Origin of the sequence: Bartonella sp. AP150HLJHH (genome assembly GCF_042196385.1) — a bacterium.
In the GTDB taxonomy this organism is placed as follows: Bacteria; Pseudomonadota; Alphaproteobacteria; order Rhizobiales; family Rhizobiaceae; genus Bartonella.
Genome location: NZ_JBHIQC010000014.1, coordinates 16,854 through 37,316 on the forward strand (window position 1 = coordinate 16,854; position 20,463 = coordinate 37,316).

A 20,463-nucleotide genomic window follows, 5' to 3' on the forward strand; every position below is an offset into this window, starting at 1 on the left:
CATGGGAAAAAGTTCTAAACCAATCCAGAATACCCAAAACACGACGCAAACAAATGAACCCCCTGCATGGGCAAAAGGTATTTTTGAACATGCCGCTAAGGATGCCATGACTTTTTATAACCAAGGCAGCGGAAAAGCCGTTTATGACGGGCAGCGTGTTGCGGGTTTAAGTGATCAAACAAAGAATGCGATTAATGGGCTTAGCAATAATACGCATAACTATGATAACAACACTTTAAATGGAATAGCGACAGGGCAAAATGCAACAAGCCAAAACTTAAAGAACATGGCTTCAGGGCAACAAATAGGCAATAACCCTTACTTTGATGAAGCGCTTCAAAACACATTAAATAAGGCAACAAATTCTATTAATAGTTCATTGGCAGGTGCTGGGCGTTATGGTTCTGGGGCGCATACTGGGGTTTTGGCTGATGAATTGGGGGGCATAGCAACACAAGCTTTATCACAGCAATATAACCAAGATGTCAACAACATGATGAATGCCAATGGTCTCATTGACCAAGCAAACCAAAATCAGTTGGCGGGCGCCAATAACTTCTTTCAAGGTCAAGGTCAGGCAAATCTTAATGCGTTGACGGGAGGGAGTGTACTTGATGCCAATCATCAACGGCAATTAGATGAAGAGCGGCAAAAATGGGAGCAGCAGAACAATCTTGATTGGGACCAGTTAAGTAAGTTGCTTGCAGCTGGTGGGGCTGTTGCTGGAAATTATGGAACGCGAACAGGACAAATGACGACATTGACTCCACAGCCAAAACCTAATCCGTGGGAGATTGTTGGAAATGTTGGAACTATCCTTGGTACTTTTGCTGGGCTTAGTGATATCAGAGCAAAAGAAAACATCAGAGAAGCTGGGCAGAGAAATGGCTATAAACTCTATGAATACAACTACAAGGGGCACCCAGAGCGCTATCGCGGGGTGATGGCACAGGATGTTTTGAAGTCAAAGCCAGAAGCTGTTTTCTTGCATAAGGCGACAGGTTTTTTGCATGTGGATTATAGCAAGCTTGGCTTTGAGATGGAAAGGGTGCAGTGATGTTTTGGCGAGAAGAATTAAATGCATTAGAGCGTGAAAAAGCTTATAGAAAGCGTAAAGCGTTGGAACTTGCTGCTTTTAGCACAAACTCTTTTGATGTGAGCAATGGGGATAATACTCCACAAAAATTGAGTCCTACAGAGCTTATTCGTGGTTCTCAAGCAGGGACAGAACAAGCTGGGAAAAAAACGCCAGCAGAATTGATTATGTCTACAGATGATTTAAAGCGCCAAATGCCTCCATTGCCGGATGTTTCAAAGGATACTGTTAAGGTACAAGAGGCGCCAGAGCAACAAAAGTATGACTTCTCAGATCAGGGAGGTGTTGCATCAATGATTCCTCAATCTCCACTCGTTGCGAACATTGATCAGTCTAATGGGGATGAAGCTGGGCGACAGCAAAAAGATGTGATGGATTATATTGCTCAACTTAATGAGAAATCTATAGCGGAAAACTCTTTGAAAAACGATTCTGGAAATGATGAGGAAAAGCTTTTTGATGCACCTATAGGAGAAGAAAAACATTTGAATGCACACTTACCAGAAGAGGAGCATTTAAAAGCAAGTGGTGATCTTGAACAAAAAACAGATTATATCAAGTCACTTGATAACTTTGTTCAGACAGGAGCAAATCCAAGTAGCTTATGGGAGCGTTTTAGAAAATCAGAATTTTCCGAGCATCTCATGGATTTTTTTGCAGGGTTAGCATCAGGAAAGACACCACAGGAAAGTTTTTCAAATGCGGCGCTTGTTATGCGGCAGGGCAATAATGTACGTGCTCAAAATAGACCAATTTTTGAGTTTTTACGCTCTAAAGGATATAGTGATAAAGACGCACAAGCAATCATGCAATATCCAGATCTTGCCATGAAAGTTATAGGCAACACGTTAAGCCCTCAAGAAGGCTATAGAACATTGACATCAGAAGAAAAGGCAGAGCAAGGATTGCCTGAGGATATGACTTTCCAAGTCTCAACAAGCACAGGGAAAATTATCCCAGTCCAAGGGGGACAACGTTCCACTGCTTCTGGATTAGGGGGAAATACTGATGGCATGCTGTCAAAGCCTGAATCAGGTTATATGTATGTTAAGGATGAAAATGCACTTGGTGGCATACGTGCGGTGCCAATTGCAGGCAGTGGTTCAGAACATAAATTAATTCAAGAACAGAAGGAGGAGGAGCGTAAAAACCAACAAATGCAAATGCGAATTCTGGAAACAGCAGACAGGTCAAATCGTATACTCTCAGCATCTAAAGAATTGCTAAAAACTATTGAGGAACACCCGCATGTTGTTGGTTTCACGGGTTCTATAGGGTCGTTCCTTCCTAATTCTAAGGCAAAAGATTTTGGGCATATGCTCGATTCATTGAAGGCAAGTATCGGGCTTGATGCCTTGAGAAAAGCAAAAGCATTTTCACCAAATGGCGCATCTGGCTTTGGGAATTTGTCTAATATGGAATTGCAAGCATTGCAAAACTCTGTAGCAGCACTGTATCAAGATCTTTCTGCAGAGCAAATGAAGAAATCTTTAAAAACAGTTATTGACACTTTCAATAAATCCAATGCAGCAACGCGCGCAATTCTTTTTGGTGGTGCAGAAGCAACAAACGAGCTCGTTCGAGCCGCCTATGGGCAAGATGCTTATAAGGGAAATCATGCACAGTCAAATGATCCACTAGAAAAACAGATAGAAGCATTGCCGGAAGGCATGTTGTTCGTTGATAGAGATGGACGCATTAAGGAGAAACAAACCAATGGCTGAAGTAATCCCCCCTCTTATTAATCGTAAAAACACAAGAGTCATTGGGCACATAAGTGACTATACACCAGAACAGCTTCAAGAGCTTTTCGCGAAGAATAAGGAAAGGCTAAGTGGTTCTGTTACAGGAAATAATGGTGCAACAGAGGAAACAGAAGAAGATGGTCCACATCCAAGTGTTGCGGGTGCTTTTGGATGGGGAGCTCTTCATGGGTTAACTATGGGCTATGATGATGAAATAGCCGGAATATCAGAAGCGGGTCCTATTGCTTATTGGATGGGAGATAAAGAGGCAGTCAAAAAGTATAATGAAGTGACAAAGCGATGGCGTGATTATCAAAGAGCGGCGAACCGAGATCATTTTTATGCATCTCTTGCGGGGAATTTAACGGGTGCTGCGGCACCCGTAATTGCTTCTGCCCTCTTTCCACCCGCGGCAGGGGCTACTGCTGCTGCTCGTGCGGCAATTGGGGCTGATGTTGTGCTGGGAGGAAGAGCTGGTGTTGCAGGAGCACAAATAACCAGTAAAGCTTTAGCAGCAGGAGAAAGGGCGGTGCAATCTGCTTTAGCTGAGGGTGCGGAACGGGCAGCGGCAAAAGCTGCAGGTGAAGCAGCAATGAAAGCAGTAGCAAGTAAAGAGGCGGCAAAATTTAGCTTGGGGCGTGCAGCAAAAACTGGAGCCATTTATGGTGGAATAGCAGGCAGTGGTGAAGGGGAAGGGCTTGCAGATACTCTAGTGTCTGCTGGGTTTGGTGCAGGGTTAGGCGTTGCAACACCATTTGTGGCACATTCTGCTTTAAAGGTTACACCTTTTGTTACAAAACCATTCAAAGTAACGGCTTCTGGTGTTAAGAAAACATCTGCTGTTGTCAAAAAAACAGCTGAGAAATTGTTTGGTAAAACTGAACCAATAACACAAGGTGTAGAAAAAGAAGCATTTCAGATAAGCGATAGAGCGCTTAGGGATGTAAGCCAAACTTTAGGGGATGAAGGTGTTGATAAACTTGAAAGAGCATTAAAACAGCGAGGTCCTGATTCAATGATTATTGATCTTCATGATGAGCTTGCTAAAAGAGCTTTTAAGGCAGCAAAAAAAGACCATGATACATATTCGCTCATAAGTAATCGTTTGGGAGCTAGACAAGATGCGAGTGCACTGCGGGTAAAGGATGCGTTGACAGATGTGATGGGTCCAAAAGTAGATACGCTTGATTTAAAGCAAGAGATTATCAAACAAGCACAGAACAAGGCTGAACCATTTTATGAGAGGGCGAAAGCTTCTCCCATTTCTAATGCTGTCAGTAAAGATTTATCGCGGTTGCAAGAAACTCCTGCCTTCCAAAAAGCCTATAAAAAAGCAATTGCGCAAATGCCAAATGAAGCGGATGCAACAGTTATAGGGAGCAATGGATATCCAAAGCTGAATATGCGAATTTTACATAAGATGAAAGAGGTTTTGGATGATCAAATTAATTCTGCGCGCATCAAAGGAAAACAAGGATATGCGCGAGATTTGACTCTGTTCAAACAACGCATTCTGGACGTTTTAGATACGTCCTCTCCAGATTATGCTAAAGCACGGAAAATTTATTATGACGAGCGTACTATTGGTGATGCCCTCGAGCAGGGAGAGCAAGCACTGAAGAAGAGCGTTAATCTCGACACAATTAACAGTCAACTTTCGGATTTTGGGTTGATGGAAAAAGAGGCTTTTCAAAAAGGTATACGGTCGCAACTAGAACATGCGGCAGGCAATGCACAGAATTTTGACCACAATCTTTTGAGTTTGTTTGACACGCAAAATGGTCAAGAAAAGTTGCAGCGTATTTTTGGCGAGGATAAAGCTAAGCAACTTATGAAAGTGTTGCGACCAGAAGTGGAAAGAACAAAGCTTTTTGCACGCTTGCCAAACCATATAGGTGAAGTGGAAGAGAGGGGGAAACAACAGACTATGGGTATAGGAAAGATTGCTTTCATCAAGGCAGTTGTAAAAAATTTCGCAAGAGAATTTGGACGCAAATTCTCAAGCGTCCATAAAGATACTGAGAGAGATATTGCAGCGCTTATAACAGCGCGGGAAAAAGGAGATTTTGGGTTAGCAAGAGAAAAAGCCATTGAATTAATTAAGAAGTTTCATGAAGCAGAAAAGAAACGCTTAATAACACGAGAAAATTATACGAAATTCATTAATTTTGTTGGCATTATTTTGAATAGCAGCGTTGATAGAACGGTTATAAACTAATGATCAATTTTCATCCTAAAGTGAAGCGTGCTATCTCACAGGCAGCACAAAAATATGGTTTACCAGAAAGCTTTCTTGAACGTGTTGCTATGATAGAAAGTAATGGTAATCCAAATGCAAAAAATAAGAACAGCAGTGCAGGGGGGCTGTATCAATTTCTCGATTCAACAGCAAAACACTATCAACTGAATGACAAGTTTGATCCCTTTCAAGCAACCGATGCTATGGCACGGTTAACGAAGGATAATACGCGTTATTTAGTCACAGCATTAGGCAGAGAGCCATCAGAGGCAGAGCTTTACCTCGCACACCAACAAGGACCAGCAGGGGCAGTAAAGCTTATCAAAAATCCACATATTCCAGCAAGCCAGCTTTTAGGTCGACAGGCAGTCACACTCAATGGTGGCAATATGGAAGCTACAGCAGGGGATTTTATGAATCATATTTATGGGCTTTACAATAAAACGGGAGATGCTTTGAAGAGAACGATACAGCAAAACCAAAGCAATGGACAAGCAGCACCAAACGAGGTGGGTCCTTTGCGTGGGTTTGAGAGGCTTCAAAAGACACTTCAAGGTAATCAAGTGGGTCAAGGTGATCAAGGGGGCAACCAATTGATGGCATATGACACGCCATTCCCAAACAGAATGATGGCACCTGAAAGCAGAGACAATTTAACAGGACAGATTATGGAAACCACACCATTGCAAGCACAAGGTATTGATGCAGGTGCTCTTAAAAAGGGCTTTTCCGGTTTGCTTCATTTAATGAGAGAGAATGGAGAACGACAAAAACAGCAGGCACAGATGGTACAGCAACAAATGTTACAGCAACCAGTCATGGCGGGTTTCTCACAATCGACTGGGGGACCGACAGATTTAACACCTCTTATTGATCCTTCTAGGCGGCAATCTGTTGGTTCCTATGGGCGGCAAAAAGAAGAGCAATTGCGCGAAGAGCTATTAAGAAGAACGGGAGCTTATCATGTCTGATATTTATGACTGGTCACTCACAGCTGATCAAAATGCGAATTCCGATAGTATCATTAATTGGGCAGAAGGGCAGCCGCCTAGTTCTGTTAATGATAGTGCGCGGGTCATGATGCAGCGTATACGTGAATATCTTGCCGATAATGGTGGTTCTCTTGACTCAAAGTTTATTGTGAATGGAAAGGAACAAACAACATCAATCACGTTGACGACGGTTTCGCCAATAGCAAAATATAAAAACGATATCATTATCCGCTTTAAGGCGCGTGGTATAAATATTGGTACGACAACAATAAACATGAATAATATAGGAGCAAAGCCACTCTATAAAGCCACCAGCACGGGAATAGTATCATTGACAGGTGGTGAGTTACAAACAAATGGTATTTATGAAATAGTCTATAATGATGGCGTATCAACAAAAGGTCTTGATGGCTGGTATCTTTTAAACCCTACCCCCATTCCACCACCGAAGGTCGAAACCTTTCCTTGTGGTTTTATTGCGACCTTTGCTATGCAAGAAGTCCCAAACGGCTGGCTTTTATGTGATGGCGCTACTTATGAACGCAAGGATTATCCGCAATTATTCAAGGCGATAGGGGATAAATGGGGAAAAAACAGCGATACAACCTTTAAAGTTCCAGACTTTAGAGGAATGTTTTTGCGCGGCTTTGATAATGGGCGCGGTTTAGATCAAAATAGAGACTTCGCAGAGGTGCAAAAAGACAGCATTAAATCTCATACACATGCTTGTACCATTGAAGAGGCAGGTCAACATACGCATAAGCATGATTATTCTATGGTTACAAGAGTTGGTCAAATAGGTGGCAGAAATCCTGCTTTTGGTAATTCATATTATACAAAAGATACACAACCTGCTGGAGTGCACACGCATAAGGTAACGATTTCTTCAACGGGCGAGGCAGAAACACGCCCTGTTAATGTACCGGTTGTTTATGCCATAAAATCGTGAGTTTTTCAAATGATCAATAATCCGTCTGCTATTGATGATATTGCGGACGCGGAGCAAATCCGCGTCCTTTTTTATGCAAGCAATCGAATGGTTCATGCACCCTTAAATAAGGTACTTGATCTCGTCAAAAGCGACATACAGCATGATCTTTTAAGCGCTTTGGCAGAATATAAAGAAGCGACAGATCAACGCATAGAGATCATGCAAAAACTTATTGATGAATTGCAGTCCTCTCTCTCACACAACAAGACAACGAACTGATTAAGGAATGAAACGCGATGCCATTACCCTATCACACACATATATTTAAGCTTGAACCAGCAACAAAAGAAGAAGTCAAAGAAGGTGTTTTAGATAGTAAGGCTCTTGCACCTGTTTCAGTGGGGAGTGCAGCAGCTTATGAGGTAGAATATTTTGCAACCGCTGCTCAAGGAAAAAAGGCTGATGATGCTATTGCAAAGAGAGATATTGGAGCTCTTGCTTACAAAAATAAGGTCACAATTCACGATATTGAAGCAAGTGGTGAAGCGCATGAGAATGCGATTTTATCAGGCGCTGGCTGGGTAAAAATATCGCCTTTAGGGATTGGCGATATGAAGGCTGCTACATATGATCCCGACAATGTGGGGGCAAATGCATTTTCTATGGAAAATATGCACGAGGGTCCTACCAAAAAGATCTTAACCATAGAGGAAAGATCAAAGCTACGATGGTTGAGTTCTACGCAGCCAACGATGGAAAAATGGCGGAGGGGAGATGAAGGTGTTTATTATCCCATATCTCCGGTAGATCTCAAAAATACCATTCGTTATTTTGTAGGCTCAAAGTCTTTTGGTATGTCAAAATCAGTTTATGATCCAGATAAAATAGAAAAAGATGTATTTGATATGGAGAATATGAAGGAAGGGAAAAAGCATCTTATCTTAACTCCTCCAGAACGTGCACAGATTGCAAAAATTGATAAAGTTGAAGATGTTGCACAACAAGGGATTCATGTTGCAAGTGAAGCGAAGAACGTTGCAGATAGTGCATTAAGAACAGCAAATGATGCAAAAGCTTATGCAGTAGATGCAAAAAAAACGGCTGAGACAGCACAAAAAACGGGAGACAGTGCAAAAGCTGAGGCAAATATTGCGCAAACAGCAGCCGATAAAGCGCAAGATACAGCACATAGTGTACAGAAAAAAGTTGATCTCATTCAACCTCTTGGCAAACAAGACTGGATTGATGGCACAAAAACAGTGGATGCACTTATCTCACCAGCCAAACTGATGGCTTCAATCAAAGCAAATAGTAGCAATAGCAGCGGCGGTAGCAACAATGGTGGCGGGGTTAGAAAACCTGTTGAAATTCTGATGACAGAAAGCGGAGATATTCCATTGCCTGATGGTATTACTGCTGACACCGATATCGAAGTATGGGCTTGGGGCGGTGGAGGTGGTGGCGTTAAGGATGGCGGCGGCGGCGGCGGTCAATGTGTGCATGTTAAAATGAAAGGTTCTGATTTAGATAAATTAAAAACAGCTTACATTGGTCGTGGTGGTAAAGGTAATGACAGTAACATTTTGTGCAATGGTGGTAGAACAATGATCAAAGGGCTTGTTACAGCAGAAGGAGGATATTCCGTTTCCATGACTCTCGTTAACTTTGGAGGGAAAGGCGGCGATGGAGGAGGAAACAGGGAGGGCAGCAGTGGTGAAAGCTTTATTTTTTCTGGTGGTAATGGTGGAGGGAGTGGAATAGACGGCAAGAGAGCTGGTACTGGTGGAAGTTCTTTTCTTGGCGGCGGCGGCGGCGGCGGCGGTAAATGTAAGGGTTCTATCATGGGGCAGGGTGGTGAGAGTTACAAAGGTGGTAACGGTGGTAGAGGTGGTAAAGAATGTGGCGGCGGCGGCGGTGGATATTTTGATGGGAAACACGGAAGCGACAAAATTGGCGGCGACGGCGGTGATGGAGCAGTACTCATAAAGGTATATTTATAAGGTGAATTGAACAATGGCACGGAAAATAAGTAAAGATTGTTTATACTGTTTAAAAAAGTGGGAAGGTTTGCGCTTGCAGGCTTATCAAGATGCTTCTGGCATATGGACGATTGGTTATGGTCATACGAAAAAAGCCGGTCAACCAACAGTTGTTGAGGGTATGGTGATTACAGAAAAAAAAGCTGAAAACATGCTTTTAGCAGATTTGCGGCAATATGAGAGGGCGGTAGAAAAAGCAGTTTGTGTGAATTTAAGCGACGAGCAGTTCGGCGCTCTTGTTTCCTTTTGTTATAATGTGGGTATTGCAGCTTTCCAAAACTCTACATTGCTTAAAAGGCTTAATCGGGGGGATTATGAAGCGGTACCAACCGAATTGCAGAAATGGACCAAAGCGGGAGGCAAACGTTTACAAGGTCTCGTACACCGGCGTGTAGCAGAGGCAGGGCTATGGGCGAAAGGGGCTTATGTTTCTTCTAATTATCAAACAGTAGAAACGAAACAACCAACAGGGTTTCTCAAAGCAGAAGCATTGGCACCGATTATTGGTTCTTTCTCAGGTCTTGGTGGGTTTTTAGCGGGCAATGGACCAATCCAATGGGCTTTAGCCGCCATTATGGTTTTAGCGGCATGTACTGGCATTTTCTTTGTTGCTAAACGCTTTCAGGAGCACCGCCTATGATCTTATGGATGAAAAGAAACTTGATGGTAACAGGTGCGGCTTTAGCCGCTTTTTTTATTGCCTTAGCAAAAGCTTTTACTCTTGGGAAAAAAGTAGAGCAACAAAAGCAAACAGAAAAAGCTTTAAAAGCAGCCACAACACGGCTTGAGGTGGAAAGTGAAGTTAATCAAAAAAGTGATGCTGATATGCGTGCTGCTCTCTCTCACTGGTTGCGCGACAAATAAATATGTTTCTTCTTGTGTTGGTTGGTTACCTATTTATTTAAGCCGGCAAGATCTGAACACCATTAGCTCAAACTTAGCAAGAGAGATCTTAAAGCATAACAAGCAGGGTCAACGCTTGTGTGGGTGGAAACATGGTTAGAAAAAAATCCAAAAAACACACAGAGCTTACAGAATCAGAAAAAGAAATGCTTCAAGAAATGATCATCACCTATCAAAGCGTGAAAATGATGTCTCGCTTGATGAAGTGGATAGCATTTTTTCTTTTTTTGCTTATCCTCGATTTTGCACGCCTCATGGACGCGCTAGATAATGTCATTGCACATTTAAAGCAGTGGTTTTCAAAAAATTAAAAAAACCATTATAGTAAAAAATCAGTTAACAAAAACCTGAGAATTTCTGCTAGAATCACGAGAGAGCTTCTTTTTTAATAGGATTTTTTAGATGCCAACACCATTTGGTAAAACCTTACGCAAACTTCGCATTGATCATTCAGAACGCCTTTTAGATATGGCTAAAAAATTAGATATATCTGTAGCATTTTTATCATCTGTAGAAATTGGCAAAAGATCTGTTCCTGTAGGATTAGAGGAAAAGATAATTGAACTCTATACTTTAGATCAAGAGGTAGCAGAAATTTTGAGAAGAGAATCGGATGCTTGTCGCAAAAGTTTCACTATAAAGCCTTCTGATACATTCAGATGTGAAGCTGTTGGTATGTTCTCTAGACTGATAAACATTATTTCACAAGAAGATTTAGAACTATTAAAAAAATTATTAGAGAAAGCTGGCAAAAAGAATGCGCTTCGTAGAAGCATGTTCGAGAATCCTATTCCCGAACCTTTATTGTAGTTTGACACTAGGTTTTGTACTAAGTGGGAAAAGGTGGGATTAGGTAGGAATACGTGGTAATTTGTTGTTTTTATGTATAAAATTTAGCATTAAATGCGCGTTTTGTCAAAATAGATTTTGACACCTAAAATTGTAAAAAAGAGCGAAAATCAGAAAAAAGTGCGTTTTCATGGTAAAAATGAGAGAAGGCTTTGAAAGGTCTTTGAAAACCCTGTGAAAAATTTTGAAAAGTCTGTGAAAGCCCAGAAAACCGCCTTTGAAGACCCTGTGAAAAAAATTCGGTAAATTGTGAAGCTTACTCCGAAATCAGCCAAAAATAACCAAAAAAGCAAAAAAGATTTCCATATATAAGTGGAAATCTCTAAAAATTGAGTAAAAAGTATTGTTTATCAATAATTTATATAAATTTTTTAATGTAAAAAGATTTCCACTTTCATTTTTCATTTTAGAGAGGCATTAAGCTGTATCTTATGTAGTTTCTGAATGCGCATTTTCAGCCTCTATTTGACGCTTTAAATGCAATTTTAGAAGAGGTAAAATAAGCTCGACTTCTTCCGTGTCGTTGATATCTTGAACAAGCTCTTGCAGTTTTCCATAAAGTTCTGCCGCGAGTTCCGCTATATCTTCAGGGGGGATCTTTATATTTGCATCGCGATGGGTTGTATAAGCTATGCGACCAAGCTTTTTCATGAGTCCAGTGGGAATAGTGGGTGCTTTAAAACCTGCTGCTTTCGCTTTTGCCATGTCTGTAAACATTTCGCCTTCACCCGTAACGAGCCAATGAGGATTAATGTTATAGGCCGTATAATAGGCGTTAATTGTTGAGCATGTTGGTTCGTGTGCTCCAATTTCATAATTGGCAAGGGTGCCACGTTGTAAATTAAGCCGTTGCGCAAAGATACTACGTTCTTCATTTCCGTAGATTCGTCTTATTTCACGTAGGCGTTTTGCCAATGGTGTTTTAGGTTCTAGTTCGGGGCGTGCCAAAAATGCTCCTTATTCATATTTAGGTTAGCTTAAATTACAGGATTTTAAAAAGAGCTTCCCCCATTCATCTTAGAGTAGCATTAAGCCGTATTTTGTGCAGCTTTGGAGTGTTCTTTTTCAGCTTCTATTTGACGCTTTAAATGAATTTTAAGAAGAGGGAAAGTCGCTTCTACTTCTTCCGTGTCGTTGATGTCTTGAACAAGCTCTTGCAACTTTATACAAAGCTCTGCCGCTAATTCCGCTATATCTTCAGGGGGGAGTTTTATATTTGCATCGCGATAGGTTGTATAAGCTATGCGACCAAGCTTTTTCATGAGACCAGCAGGGATAGTTTGTGGTTTAAAACCAGCTGCTTTCGCTTTTGCCATATCACTAAACATTTCGCCTTCTCCAGTGAGAAGCCAATGAAAGTCTACGCCATAAATTTTGTGATAGGCAATTACGATAGATGCTGGTGGCTCATTTATACCGAGCTCATAATTTGCAAGCGTATTTTTTGCCAAATTAAGAGATTTGGCAAAAGCACCGCGTTCTTCGTTTCCGAGGATTCGTCTTATTTCACGTAGGCGTTTTGCCAATGGTGTTTTAGGTTCTGTTTCTAAACGTGCCAAAAAAATACCCATTAAGACCATTTTACGGGTTGACAAACCCGTAAAATGGTTTTAACTGTTATTACCGCCCGATATAGAGGGCAGATATTTTACAATTAACCCCACAAAAAACGGATGGTTTGAGCATCCGTTTGAAGCAGGAGCGAAGTTTATGACAACCACCCAAACATGCATCCAAGTATGGGATCGCCATAGTATTTTAGCCGAGCTACGCCGCCGTAATATGACCTTGGCGGAGCTCGCGAAAGCTTATCAACTCTCGTCATCCAGTGTTCAACACATTTGGACACGGTCTAACGAGAAAGCCGAACGTGCTATTGCCGATTTTATCGGTTTGCCCGTCGAGCAGGTTTTTAGCGACCGCTACCCCAAAAGTCGCCGTCGCATTTTTAAAGCAGCAAAACATGCCAATACAGATTCGCGTGCGCATTCTGCTTTGCGTGGGAATGCTGCTTGAACTTCGTTACACGGCTTTGCGTTTTTGCGCATTTGCCATGAATTTAAATACCATAAGATAAAAAGGTTTATCAATGTCTAAAGATCAATACGAAATGGGCAAGATAAATTGCAGAGAGTTGCATCATAGAACAGCCGTTTGGATGGGTTGGTTTTGGCGGTTAGATGGTGGTCATATTGTTTTTATAGGGGGTGGTTATGGTTGCTGCTTATAATTTATGGACCCCAGATGTCAGAAACGATATCGTTAATCCTTATTCAGAAGTTGAACGTTTACAGGTGATGCTTTCCTGTTCTTTAAAAGCCGTGAGTCGTGGATTTAAGCATCTGCCGATCCGGTATATTATTGACCCTCCGCATGGCTTATTTGATGCGGCGTTAGCACGACAGATTGTTATTCATATCTTGCATTATCAGTTTGAGGTGCCACGGCGGCGTATTGTTGCGATACAGGCACGTCAGCGGACTTCTATTTCTCTATCTATGCAAGTGATTAACCGGCGTTTGGAAGAACCCGTTTTTGCGAAAGCTTATCGAAGATGGGCGGGGCGTGCGATGGATTTATTCTTTAAAGAGATCAGAAAGGCGGCGGCGTGATGGCACAGTTTCAAAAGCTTGCTCTTGATGTGATTGTGGTGCCGGAGCGTATACGCCCTGTGGATGATGAGCATGCCAAGGCGCTTGCGCAATCGATGGCGCGGGAGGGATTGATGAATCCGATTACGGTGCGCCATACCCCCAATGCTAAAGAGGGCAATTATACGCTTATTGCTGGTGCGCATCGGCTTCGTGCTGCGGAGCTTTTGGGCTATAGTGACATTGATGCCGTTGTGGTGCAGGCTGATAAGGACAATGCTGCGCTTTTAGAAGTGGCTGAAAACCTCTTTCGCAATGAATTGTCTGTTATTGATCGTGCGCTTTTTGTCCAGACTTACCGCGAATTGTGGGAAAAAAAGTATGGGGAGATTAAGGTTGGTGGGGACAGAAAATCAAAGGGTAAACATTACCCTTTGATCGGTGGTAATCAATATACAAAGGACAAAGTGGCAAAGGTGCAAGTTGCACCTTTGCCAAATGATAGTTCTTCAGAGCATCATGAAACTGGGTGTGAAGGGGATGAAAAATCAAAGGATCAAGTTGATCCTTTGATCGGCGGTGATGGACATTTAGAGAAATTGGATCAAGTTGATCCTATTTTTTATACGAGTGAAGAAAGTGGCGCAAAAGGGATAACTTTGTGCTTTTCTAAACATGTGGCGGATCGTATTGGTTTGTCTCAAGTTTCAGTAAAACGTCTTAACAACATTGCTCAGCATTTACAGCCAGAATTACGCTCTGTTTTGCGTGGGACAGCCTTGGCAGATAATCAAGCGCAGTTGTTAAAATTAGCAAAGATGGAGCCGGTTGCGCAACGGCGGGTGGCGATTGCTTTGCAACAGGTTGAGGGGGATTTACGGCGGGCTGTTGATTTGGTCAATGGGATTAATACACCTCCGCAAATTAATGAACAAGAGCGGGTTTTTGCTCAGTTATTGGGTGTTTGGCAGAGAGCAGATGCGCAGACAAAGGCGCGGTTTTGTGATTATTTGAACAAGCAATCAGGGGAGGAGCAGGCATGAAGAGGCATGGTTGCGGGCAGCTTGATTTTTTCCAAAAGCCGGTTTTTCCCTGCCGCGAACCCGTTGCGCAGATTGATTTAGGGCGGTTTCGCTCACGCATTAAGCGTGCGATGGCGCGGGCTTTGAGAGAATGCCGGCATGAGCGCAGTGTGATTGCGGAGCGTATGGCGCATTATTTAGGGATTGGGTGTTTAAGTAAGGCGAGTTTGGATGCTTATGTGGCAGAAAGTAAGCAGGTAGATATTTCCTTGCCGCGTTTTAAGGCATTTGTGCGGGCGACAGAGGCATTTTGGCTCTGGGATGAGGTGGTGAGTGAAGATGGATTGTTGCTGTTGCAAGGGGATGAGGCACGTTTAGCAGAGATTGCGCGGCTTCAGCAGGAACAGCGGGAGATTGCAGCGCAATTGAAAGCCATGCGCGCAACGCCGGTTCGCATTAAAAGGGGGCAGCCATGAAGGAATGGTTTACTATTGCCGAATTGGCTGAAGCAGCTTTGCCAGGGTTGCCGAAAACATATAAAAGTCTTGAAAACCACGGACGGGCATATTGGAGAAAAAACTCTGAACTTTCGAGGAAAGTGGGAGGCAAAACCAAGCCGGTTTGGGAGTATCACATTTCGTTATTGCCGGAGGGGGCGCGGGCGGCATTGTTGGTGCGGTTTGGTGGGGCTGTTGATGTGAAACAAACGCAAGGGGAGCAAAAGGCAAGTATTTGGGTGCGTTATGAGGGGCTTTCAAAGGCGCATAAAAGGCGTTGTGAAGAGCGTTTGAAGGCACTTTGCTTTTGGGAAGATTTGCTCCATGCCGGTATGGGTGTGCATGATGCGGCAAGTTTGAGTGCGGTGCAATTTGGTGTAAGTCGGATGTCGCTTTTTAATTGGCGGCAGATGGTGGAGGGGTATGAGCGCCCTGATTGGTTGGCAGCTTTAGCGCCTTGTTATGGTGAGGAGAGTTTTTCGCAATTTGCGCCGTGTCATGAGGGGGCGTGGGAGGTTTTTTGTTCGGATTATTTGCGTCCCTCTAAACCTGCTTTTTCAGCGTGTTATCGGCGCATGGTTTCGGTTGCGCAGGAGCGGGGTTTTGAGCCCATTCCTTCTGAGCGGGCTTTGCGGCGTCGTTTTAAGGCGCAAATTTCCAAAGCGGTTGTGGTTTTAGCACGTGAGGGAGAAGAAAAGGCAAAAAAGCTTTATCCAGCCCAACGGCGTGATCGCTCAAGCCTGCATGCATTGCAAGCAGTGAATATGGACGGGCATAAGCTGGATGTTTTTGTGAGTGTTCCTTGGACAGAAAAGCCTGTGCGGCTTTATTTGATTGCCATTCAAGATCTTTATTCGGGCAAGATTTTATCGTGGCGCTTATCGGATGCTGAGACTTGGGAAATCGTTCGTTTGGTGATTGGGGATATGGTGGAAGCTTATGGAATACCGGAGCGTATGACCTTGGATAATGGGCGTGCCTTTACCAGCAAGTGGATTTCTGGAGGTGTGCAAAATCGCTTTCGTTTTAAGATTAAGCCGGATGATCCGCAAGGGCTTTTGACGAGTTTGGGGGTGCAATTGCAATGGACCACTCCTTATAGCGGACAGTCTAAACCGATTGAGCGGGCATGGCGTGATCTGGCAGAAGCGATTTCCAAACATCCCTTTTGTGCAGGGGCTTATACGGGCAATAAACCGGATGCCAAGCCTGAAGATTATGGCAAGCGCGCGATAGGATTTGAAGCGTTTAAAGCCCATGTTGGTGCGCAAATTTGTGCACACAATGCGCAAGCGGGGCGTAAGGCGGTTAATTGTGCGGGGCGCAGTTTTGATGAGACCTTTACTGAGAGCTTGCAAGCCGAGGGGACGATAGTTCGGCAAGCAACGGCGGCACAACGGGCTTTATGGCTTTTAACCTCTGAGGCATTGCGTGCGCAAAAGGGTACGGGCGAGATCCATTTTTATGGCAATCGTTATTGGGCACGGGCGTTGAATGAGCATGCGGGGAAAAAGGTGATTGTACGCTTTGATCCGGATAATTTGCATCAAGATTTACGGGTTTATGATTTGAACAATCGGTTGCTTTGTTTGGCACCATGCCTTTGTGATGTAGGTTTTTATGACCAGCAGGCGGCGCGCTTGAATGGGCGTTTGCGTAAAGAATATGTGAAGGCTGTTAAAGCAGAAAAACAGCTAGCGGCAAAGCTTGCACCTGATCACTTGGCCGATGTTTATGGGCGCCTTGAGAAAAAGGATGAAGCGTTCAAATCGAAGCTTCCGATAAAGCCAAAGGTGAGCCGCTTGATGCCAAACAATTTGGGGAATTTAGCTTTGAAAGCAGACGATGATGAGGCTTTGGGGGAGGAAGAATTCAGTCAACACTTGCATAAAGCTTTGAGAAAGCTTTCCGCCTCTGATGAGGGGCGTGAAGTGATCAAGTTTCCCAAGCAATAGAATAAGGAAATAGGGAAAGAGAGGGGGGGATTTAAGGGGACCGGTTGAGGTCCATGTGCGGGGTTGAAGCGTTAACAAAGAAAGGGGGGAGGAATCTTATCCATTTCATAGTCTAATCAATACATGAAGTTTCTAGGTATCTTTGCCTGATCGGGTGAGATGCGTGGAGTTAGCAAGTTCCCTGATGTGTGAGAAAGAGAGGGGATTTGCAAGGTTAGCCGTTTTAGTATCGCGTACGGCTTTAGAGTAACAAAAATGGGTAGGTGGGAGCCTACCCATTCAATAAAATCTAAAATCAATACGAATCTAGATCAATACGAGAGGGAGATTATAGATGAAAAACGCGATAAATGCAACGGTCGATAAAAATCCTTGGGCGCGACCTAAAATCCAGCCTAATGGCACAGCACAAAACCGCAACAGTGATGACATTGCTTTATGGAATGAGCTTGTGGATTCAGTCAGAGCTTTGGGGCAAATGAATGATTGGTCGAAAGCAGAGGTGGCGCGGCGCATAGGCATGCCGGATGGGACGTTTTCGCAATGGTATGCGGGCAGTTATGCGGGGCAATTGGGTAAGCAAAATGCAAAGGTTCAACAATGGGTTGAGGTTTTAAAGGAAACGGCGGGGTTTTTGGAGAAGATCCCTGAAAAACCAGCCTTTCAGAGGAATCGAATTGCCAGTGAGATTATTGATACTTTAACACTGGCACAAAGTACGGGGGATATGGTGATGATTACGCTTGATGCGGGCAGTGGTAAGACCGAAACCTGCCGTCATTATCGCTCTACCCGCCCGCATGTTTATCTGGTGACAGCCAGCCCGCATACGCGCAGTGTTCACGGTATTTTGAATGATATGGCAGCAGAATTGGAAGTGGTGGAATATAATCCCACCCGCTTAACACGTGCGATTGGTAAGAAATTAGAGCGCGTGGGCAGTGGTACGTTGTTGATTGTTGATGAAGCGCAAAATTTAACGGATGAAGCGATTAATCAGTTGCGCCATTTTGTTGATATTAATGGTACGGGGCTCGCTTTGGTTGGGAATGATGAGATCTCGGGGCGGTTGGTTCATCGTCAAAATGGTCCCTCTTATGCGCAAATTAAAAGCCGATTGGCGATGCATCTGAAACGGCGCAAGCCCTATAGTGAGGATATTGCTGCGCGCATTCATGATTGGGGGATTGAGGATGTTGGTGCGATAAAGTTTTTGACAGGGATTGGCTTAAAGGCTGGAGCTTTGCGGCAAATTGACAAAACCATGATGTTGGCACGCATGGCAGCGCTTGGAGATGGGTGTGAGGTGACTTTGAAACATGTCAAAGCGGCATGGAAAAACCGTGACGTGGAGGAATTGGCATGATCTCTTTATGCGACAAAGAATTATCCGATACGCTTGTTGGTCTTTATGACGATTATCAATGCGGTTTTGATATTGGAGAAAAGCTTAAATTGTGTGTTGATTTGGCGTTATTGCTTGAATTGGAGTTGAGTGTTCACCGTTTGGGGGAAGCGGATGCGGTTTTGGAAGCTGAAGTTGCAGAAGTTTTGGCTGAGTGTGACAGCTCTGATGCGGATGAGAGCAATCGTGTGATTTATATGGATTTTGGAGGCGGAAAATGATGGAACGGAACCCTTATATGGTGAGAGATAGCTTGATTGCTTTGCGCTCTGCCTTTTTACAGTATGAGGTGAATGGCATTTTTATGCATGGACAAGATGTTCGAGAATTGAATGAGTATTTGCGTCGTTTGGCAGGCTATAACCACGTTTTAGGTCATGAGCTTATGCGGTGTCGTTGGCAAATAAAAGCGGGATGTGCGCCTTCTTCAGGGGATGTTGTGCCATTTCGTCGGTTTCAAAAAACACAGGAGGAAGTTGGTGATGAATCCACAAATTGAACTTGAAGGTACGCGTTATATGAAGGATGCGAAAGGGGCTTTGGTGCCGGTAAGTTTGATCCGCCCTGCGGATTTGTTAGAGGATGAAACGGTGCGCAAAATTATGGGTTTTGCGAAAGAGTTATCGGCAAGGATTGCACGTTTTAACAACCATACGATTGCGGATTTGAGTGATTTTGATAGCTTGCTTGCGCAAGAATATGGTGTGGAGCGGCGTGGCAAAAAGGGCAATTGTACTTACACAAGCTTTGATGGTTTGCAACGTATTAAGGTGCAAGTTCAGGAAAGTGTTGATTTTGGACCGCAATTGCAAATTGCCAAAAGCCTTCTTGATGAGTGTTTGAATGAATGGTCTGCGGATGCACGCCCTGAAATCCGTGCGATTATTACGCGTGCTTTTAATACGGATAAAGAAGGCAAGGTGAATCGGGGCGAGATCTTTATGCTGTTGCGTTTGGATATTGATGATCCACGCTGGAAAGAGGCGATGCGTGCCATTCGTGAAGCGATCCGTGTGACGACATCTAAGGAATATGTGCGTTTTTATGAGCGCGATAGCCTAGAAAGCGCTTGGCGTGCTGTGACCATTGATCTGGCGAAGACATGAGGGGAGGGAGATGTCTTTAGCTGTCCTTCATATGGGAAAACGCGCGTTAGGTCTTGATGATGAGACCTATCGCGCACTGCTCTATCGCTTAACAGGCAAGCAATCGGCGAAAGATTTGAATTTTTCAGAAAAGCACTTGGTTATCGCTGAAATGAAAGCGTTTGGTTTTAAGCCGAATGGGAAGCGTTTAGAGGGTAAATATGCTAAGAAGCTCCAGGCGCTTTGGATTGCTGGGTGGAATCTTGGCATTATTCGTGATCGTTCAGATAAAGCGTTGCTTGCCTTTGTGAAAAGACAGACAGGGATTGATCATATTCGCTTTTTACGCGATAGCGATGATGCATGCAGAGCTATTGAGGCATTGAAAGGTTGGTTGCAGCGTGAGGGTGGGGTTGACTGGAGAGGAAAAAACCGCGAAGATTCATGGAGGAAGAAACCAAGCATTTCCATTTTGTGTGCCCAATGGAAGTGTTTGAATCCCGATGCTGTGTTTGATGTGGAATCTTTTCATCAAAGTGTTATGGCGTTAAGTGGTAAAGCTTTTGGTGAGATGAGTGGGGGCGACTTTAGAGAAGTGATGAATGTTTGGGGGCGGAAAATCCGTAAAGGTGTTAAAAGCGAGGGGTAAGCATGTATGCAAGAGGAAATCTATAGCGATTTTCCTGCCTTATTGCGTGAAATAGCTGATGTTGCGGGCAGTGAAGCAGCATGGAATATGATGCGGGCTTTTGGTGGACGAGAAGTTTATATACCCGGGCGTCTTGAGAGTGCGGATTGGTTGATTGAAATTGTTGGGTTTGAAGAGGCGCAGCAACTCATCAACCATTTTTGTTTTAATGGTTCGGGTGTGCGCCTTCTTATCCCCCTTGGCAGAGATGCTGAACGGCGGCAAAAAATGGTGCAAGCGTTGCAAAAAGGCTGGTCGGTTGATGCTGCAGCTGCTGTTTCTGGTATGCATGTGCGCACAGCCTATCGCTTGAAGAAGAAAATTTCTTCAAAAGAACCACAAGGTTTATTATTTCCAGAGTTTTATGAGTATTGAGAGTTTTGACTGACAGTGTCAGGCTTATATTGGGGGTTTGAAATCCGATAA

At 43.6% G+C, this 20,463-nt stretch carries 26 protein-coding genes; 24 read left to right on the plus strand and 2 right to left on the minus strand.

Annotation, left to right across the window (positions count from 1 at the left end; genetic code table 11):
* Position 1 precedes the first annotated feature (1 nt).
* The 12 genes from ACFING_RS06615 (at position 2) to ACFING_RS06670 (ending at position 10,755) form a co-directional block, all read left to right on the plus strand.
* Positions 2-1,057: a tail fiber domain-containing protein gene (locus tag ACFING_RS06615; RefSeq protein WP_375612496.1), complete on the plus strand. Its 1,056-nt coding sequence runs from the start codon at positions 2-4 to the stop codon at positions 1,055-1,057.
* Entirely contained in the window at positions 1,057-2,820 is a 1,764-nt protein-coding gene (locus ACFING_RS06620) for a hypothetical protein (RefSeq protein ID WP_375630269.1), read from the plus strand. The genes ACFING_RS06615 and ACFING_RS06620 overlap by 1 nt, the downstream gene beginning before the upstream one ends.
* Positions 2,813-5,059: a hypothetical protein gene (locus ACFING_RS06625; RefSeq protein ID WP_375630249.1), complete on the plus strand. Its 2,247-nt coding sequence runs from the start codon at positions 2,813-2,815 to the stop codon at positions 5,057-5,059. The genes ACFING_RS06620 and ACFING_RS06625 overlap by 8 nt, the downstream gene beginning before the upstream one ends.
* A complete protein-coding gene (locus ACFING_RS06630; RefSeq protein WP_375630250.1) occupies positions 5,059-6,051 on the plus strand; it encodes a transglycosylase SLT domain-containing protein in 993 nt (330 codons plus the stop codon). The genes ACFING_RS06625 and ACFING_RS06630 overlap by 1 nt, the downstream gene beginning before the upstream one ends.
* On the plus strand, positions 6,044-7,021 hold the full coding sequence (locus tag ACFING_RS06635) for a tail fiber protein (RefSeq protein ID WP_375630251.1): 978 nt from the start codon (positions 6,044-6,046) through the stop codon (positions 7,019-7,021). The genes ACFING_RS06630 and ACFING_RS06635 overlap by 8 nt, the downstream gene beginning before the upstream one ends.
* A gap of 9 nt (positions 7,022-7,030) precedes the next feature.
* On the plus strand, positions 7,031-7,282 hold the full coding sequence (locus ACFING_RS06640) for a hypothetical protein (protein WP_375610781.1): 252 nt from the start codon (positions 7,031-7,033) through the stop codon (positions 7,280-7,282).
* 17 nt (positions 7,283-7,299) lie between these two features.
* The gene (locus ACFING_RS06645; protein WP_375630252.1) at positions 7,300-9,003 is read left to right on the plus strand and encodes a hypothetical protein; all 1,704 of its coding nucleotides are present in this window, start codon (positions 7,300-7,302) and stop codon (positions 9,001-9,003) included.
* Positions 9,004-9,016: 13 nt separating this feature from the next.
* Positions 9,017-9,682, plus strand: a complete 666-nt coding sequence (locus ACFING_RS06650; RefSeq protein WP_375612619.1) for a lysozyme — start codon at positions 9,017-9,019, stop codon at positions 9,680-9,682.
* Complete coding sequence (locus ACFING_RS06655; RefSeq protein ID WP_375612620.1) at positions 9,679-9,906, plus strand: hypothetical protein; 228 nt, start codon at positions 9,679-9,681, stop codon at positions 9,904-9,906. Before ACFING_RS06650 ends, ACFING_RS06655 begins: the two co-directional genes overlap by 4 nt.
* Positions 9,839-10,045 (plus strand): hypothetical protein, encoded by a 207-nt coding sequence (locus ACFING_RS06660; protein ID WP_375630253.1) that lies wholly within the window; start codon positions 9,839-9,841, stop codon positions 10,043-10,045. The genes ACFING_RS06655 and ACFING_RS06660 overlap by 68 nt, the downstream gene beginning before the upstream one ends.
* Positions 10,038-10,256, plus strand: coding sequence for a hypothetical protein (locus ACFING_RS06665; protein ID WP_375630254.1), 219 nt, complete (start codon positions 10,038-10,040; stop codon positions 10,254-10,256). Before ACFING_RS06660 ends, ACFING_RS06665 begins: the two co-directional genes overlap by 8 nt.
* A 91-nt stretch (positions 10,257-10,347) precedes the next feature.
* Positions 10,348-10,755: a helix-turn-helix domain-containing protein gene (locus ACFING_RS06670; RefSeq protein WP_375630255.1), complete on the plus strand. Its 408-nt coding sequence runs from the start codon at positions 10,348-10,350 to the stop codon at positions 10,753-10,755.
* Positions 10,756-11,223: 468 nt separating this feature from the next.
* On the opposite strand, the gene ACFING_RS06675 is transcribed toward ACFING_RS06670, so the two are convergent.
* A complete protein-coding gene (locus ACFING_RS06675; RefSeq protein WP_375630256.1) occupies positions 11,224-11,742 on the minus strand; it encodes a helix-turn-helix domain-containing protein in 519 nt (172 codons plus the stop codon).
* Between the two features lie 80 nt (positions 11,743-11,822).
* Entirely contained in the window at positions 11,823-12,353 is a 531-nt protein-coding gene (locus tag ACFING_RS06680; RefSeq protein WP_375630257.1) for a helix-turn-helix transcriptional regulator, read from the minus strand.
* A gap of 151 nt (positions 12,354-12,504) precedes the next feature.
* Here ACFING_RS06680 and ACFING_RS06685 point away from each other — a divergent pair, with 151 nt between their 5' ends.
* From ACFING_RS06685 to ACFING_RS06740, 12 genes are all read left to right on the plus strand, one after another.
* Positions 12,505-12,810 (plus strand): helix-turn-helix transcriptional regulator, encoded by a 306-nt coding sequence (locus ACFING_RS06685; protein ID WP_005864619.1) that lies wholly within the window; start codon positions 12,505-12,507, stop codon positions 12,808-12,810.
* Between the two features lie 73 nt (positions 12,811-12,883).
* Positions 12,884-13,024, plus strand: a complete 141-nt coding sequence (locus ACFING_RS06690) for a hypothetical protein (RefSeq protein WP_196794044.1) — start codon at positions 12,884-12,886, stop codon at positions 13,022-13,024.
* Positions 13,008-13,406, plus strand: coding sequence for a hypothetical protein (locus tag ACFING_RS06695; protein WP_375630258.1), 399 nt, complete (start codon positions 13,008-13,010; stop codon positions 13,404-13,406). Before ACFING_RS06690 ends, ACFING_RS06695 begins: the two co-directional genes overlap by 17 nt.
* Positions 13,406-14,428: a ParB/RepB/Spo0J family partition protein gene (locus ACFING_RS06700; RefSeq protein WP_375630259.1), complete on the plus strand. Its 1,023-nt coding sequence runs from the start codon at positions 13,406-13,408 to the stop codon at positions 14,426-14,428. Before ACFING_RS06695 ends, ACFING_RS06700 begins: the two co-directional genes overlap by 1 nt.
* Positions 14,425-14,883: a hypothetical protein gene (locus ACFING_RS06705; protein WP_012232200.1), complete on the plus strand. Its 459-nt coding sequence runs from the start codon at positions 14,425-14,427 to the stop codon at positions 14,881-14,883. Before ACFING_RS06700 ends, ACFING_RS06705 begins: the two co-directional genes overlap by 4 nt.
* A complete protein-coding gene (locus ACFING_RS06710) occupies positions 14,880-16,859 on the plus strand; it encodes a transposase domain-containing protein (RefSeq protein WP_375630260.1) in 1,980 nt (659 codons plus the stop codon). The genes ACFING_RS06705 and ACFING_RS06710 overlap by 4 nt, the downstream gene beginning before the upstream one ends.
* Before the next feature lie 334 nt (positions 16,860-17,193).
* Positions 17,194-18,225, plus strand: a complete 1,032-nt coding sequence (locus tag ACFING_RS06715) for an AAA family ATPase (protein ID WP_026500458.1) — start codon at positions 17,194-17,196, stop codon at positions 18,223-18,225.
* Positions 18,222-18,485: a hypothetical protein gene (locus tag ACFING_RS06720; protein ID WP_375630261.1), complete on the plus strand. Its 264-nt coding sequence runs from the start codon at positions 18,222-18,224 to the stop codon at positions 18,483-18,485. Before ACFING_RS06715 ends, ACFING_RS06720 begins: the two co-directional genes overlap by 4 nt.
* Positions 18,485-18,763, plus strand: a complete 279-nt coding sequence (locus tag ACFING_RS06725; RefSeq protein ID WP_375630270.1) for a hypothetical protein — start codon at positions 18,485-18,487, stop codon at positions 18,761-18,763. Before ACFING_RS06720 ends, ACFING_RS06725 begins: the two co-directional genes overlap by 1 nt.
* Positions 18,747-19,370 carry a DUF3164 family protein gene (locus ACFING_RS06730; protein WP_273755326.1) on the plus strand — a complete coding sequence of 208 codons (624 nt, stop codon included), beginning with the start codon at positions 18,747-18,749 and terminating at the stop codon, positions 19,368-19,370. The genes ACFING_RS06725 and ACFING_RS06730 overlap by 17 nt, the downstream gene beginning before the upstream one ends.
* Positions 19,371-19,380: 10 nt before the next feature.
* Positions 19,381-19,998 carry a regulatory protein GemA gene (locus tag ACFING_RS06735; RefSeq protein WP_375613742.1) on the plus strand — a complete coding sequence of 206 codons (618 nt, stop codon included), beginning with the start codon at positions 19,381-19,383 and terminating at the stop codon, positions 19,996-19,998.
* Between the two features lie 6 nt (positions 19,999-20,004).
* Complete coding sequence (locus ACFING_RS06740; protein ID WP_375613743.1) at positions 20,005-20,412, plus strand: helix-turn-helix domain-containing protein; 408 nt, start codon at positions 20,005-20,007, stop codon at positions 20,410-20,412.
* Positions 20,413-20,463: the final 51 nt, after the last annotated feature.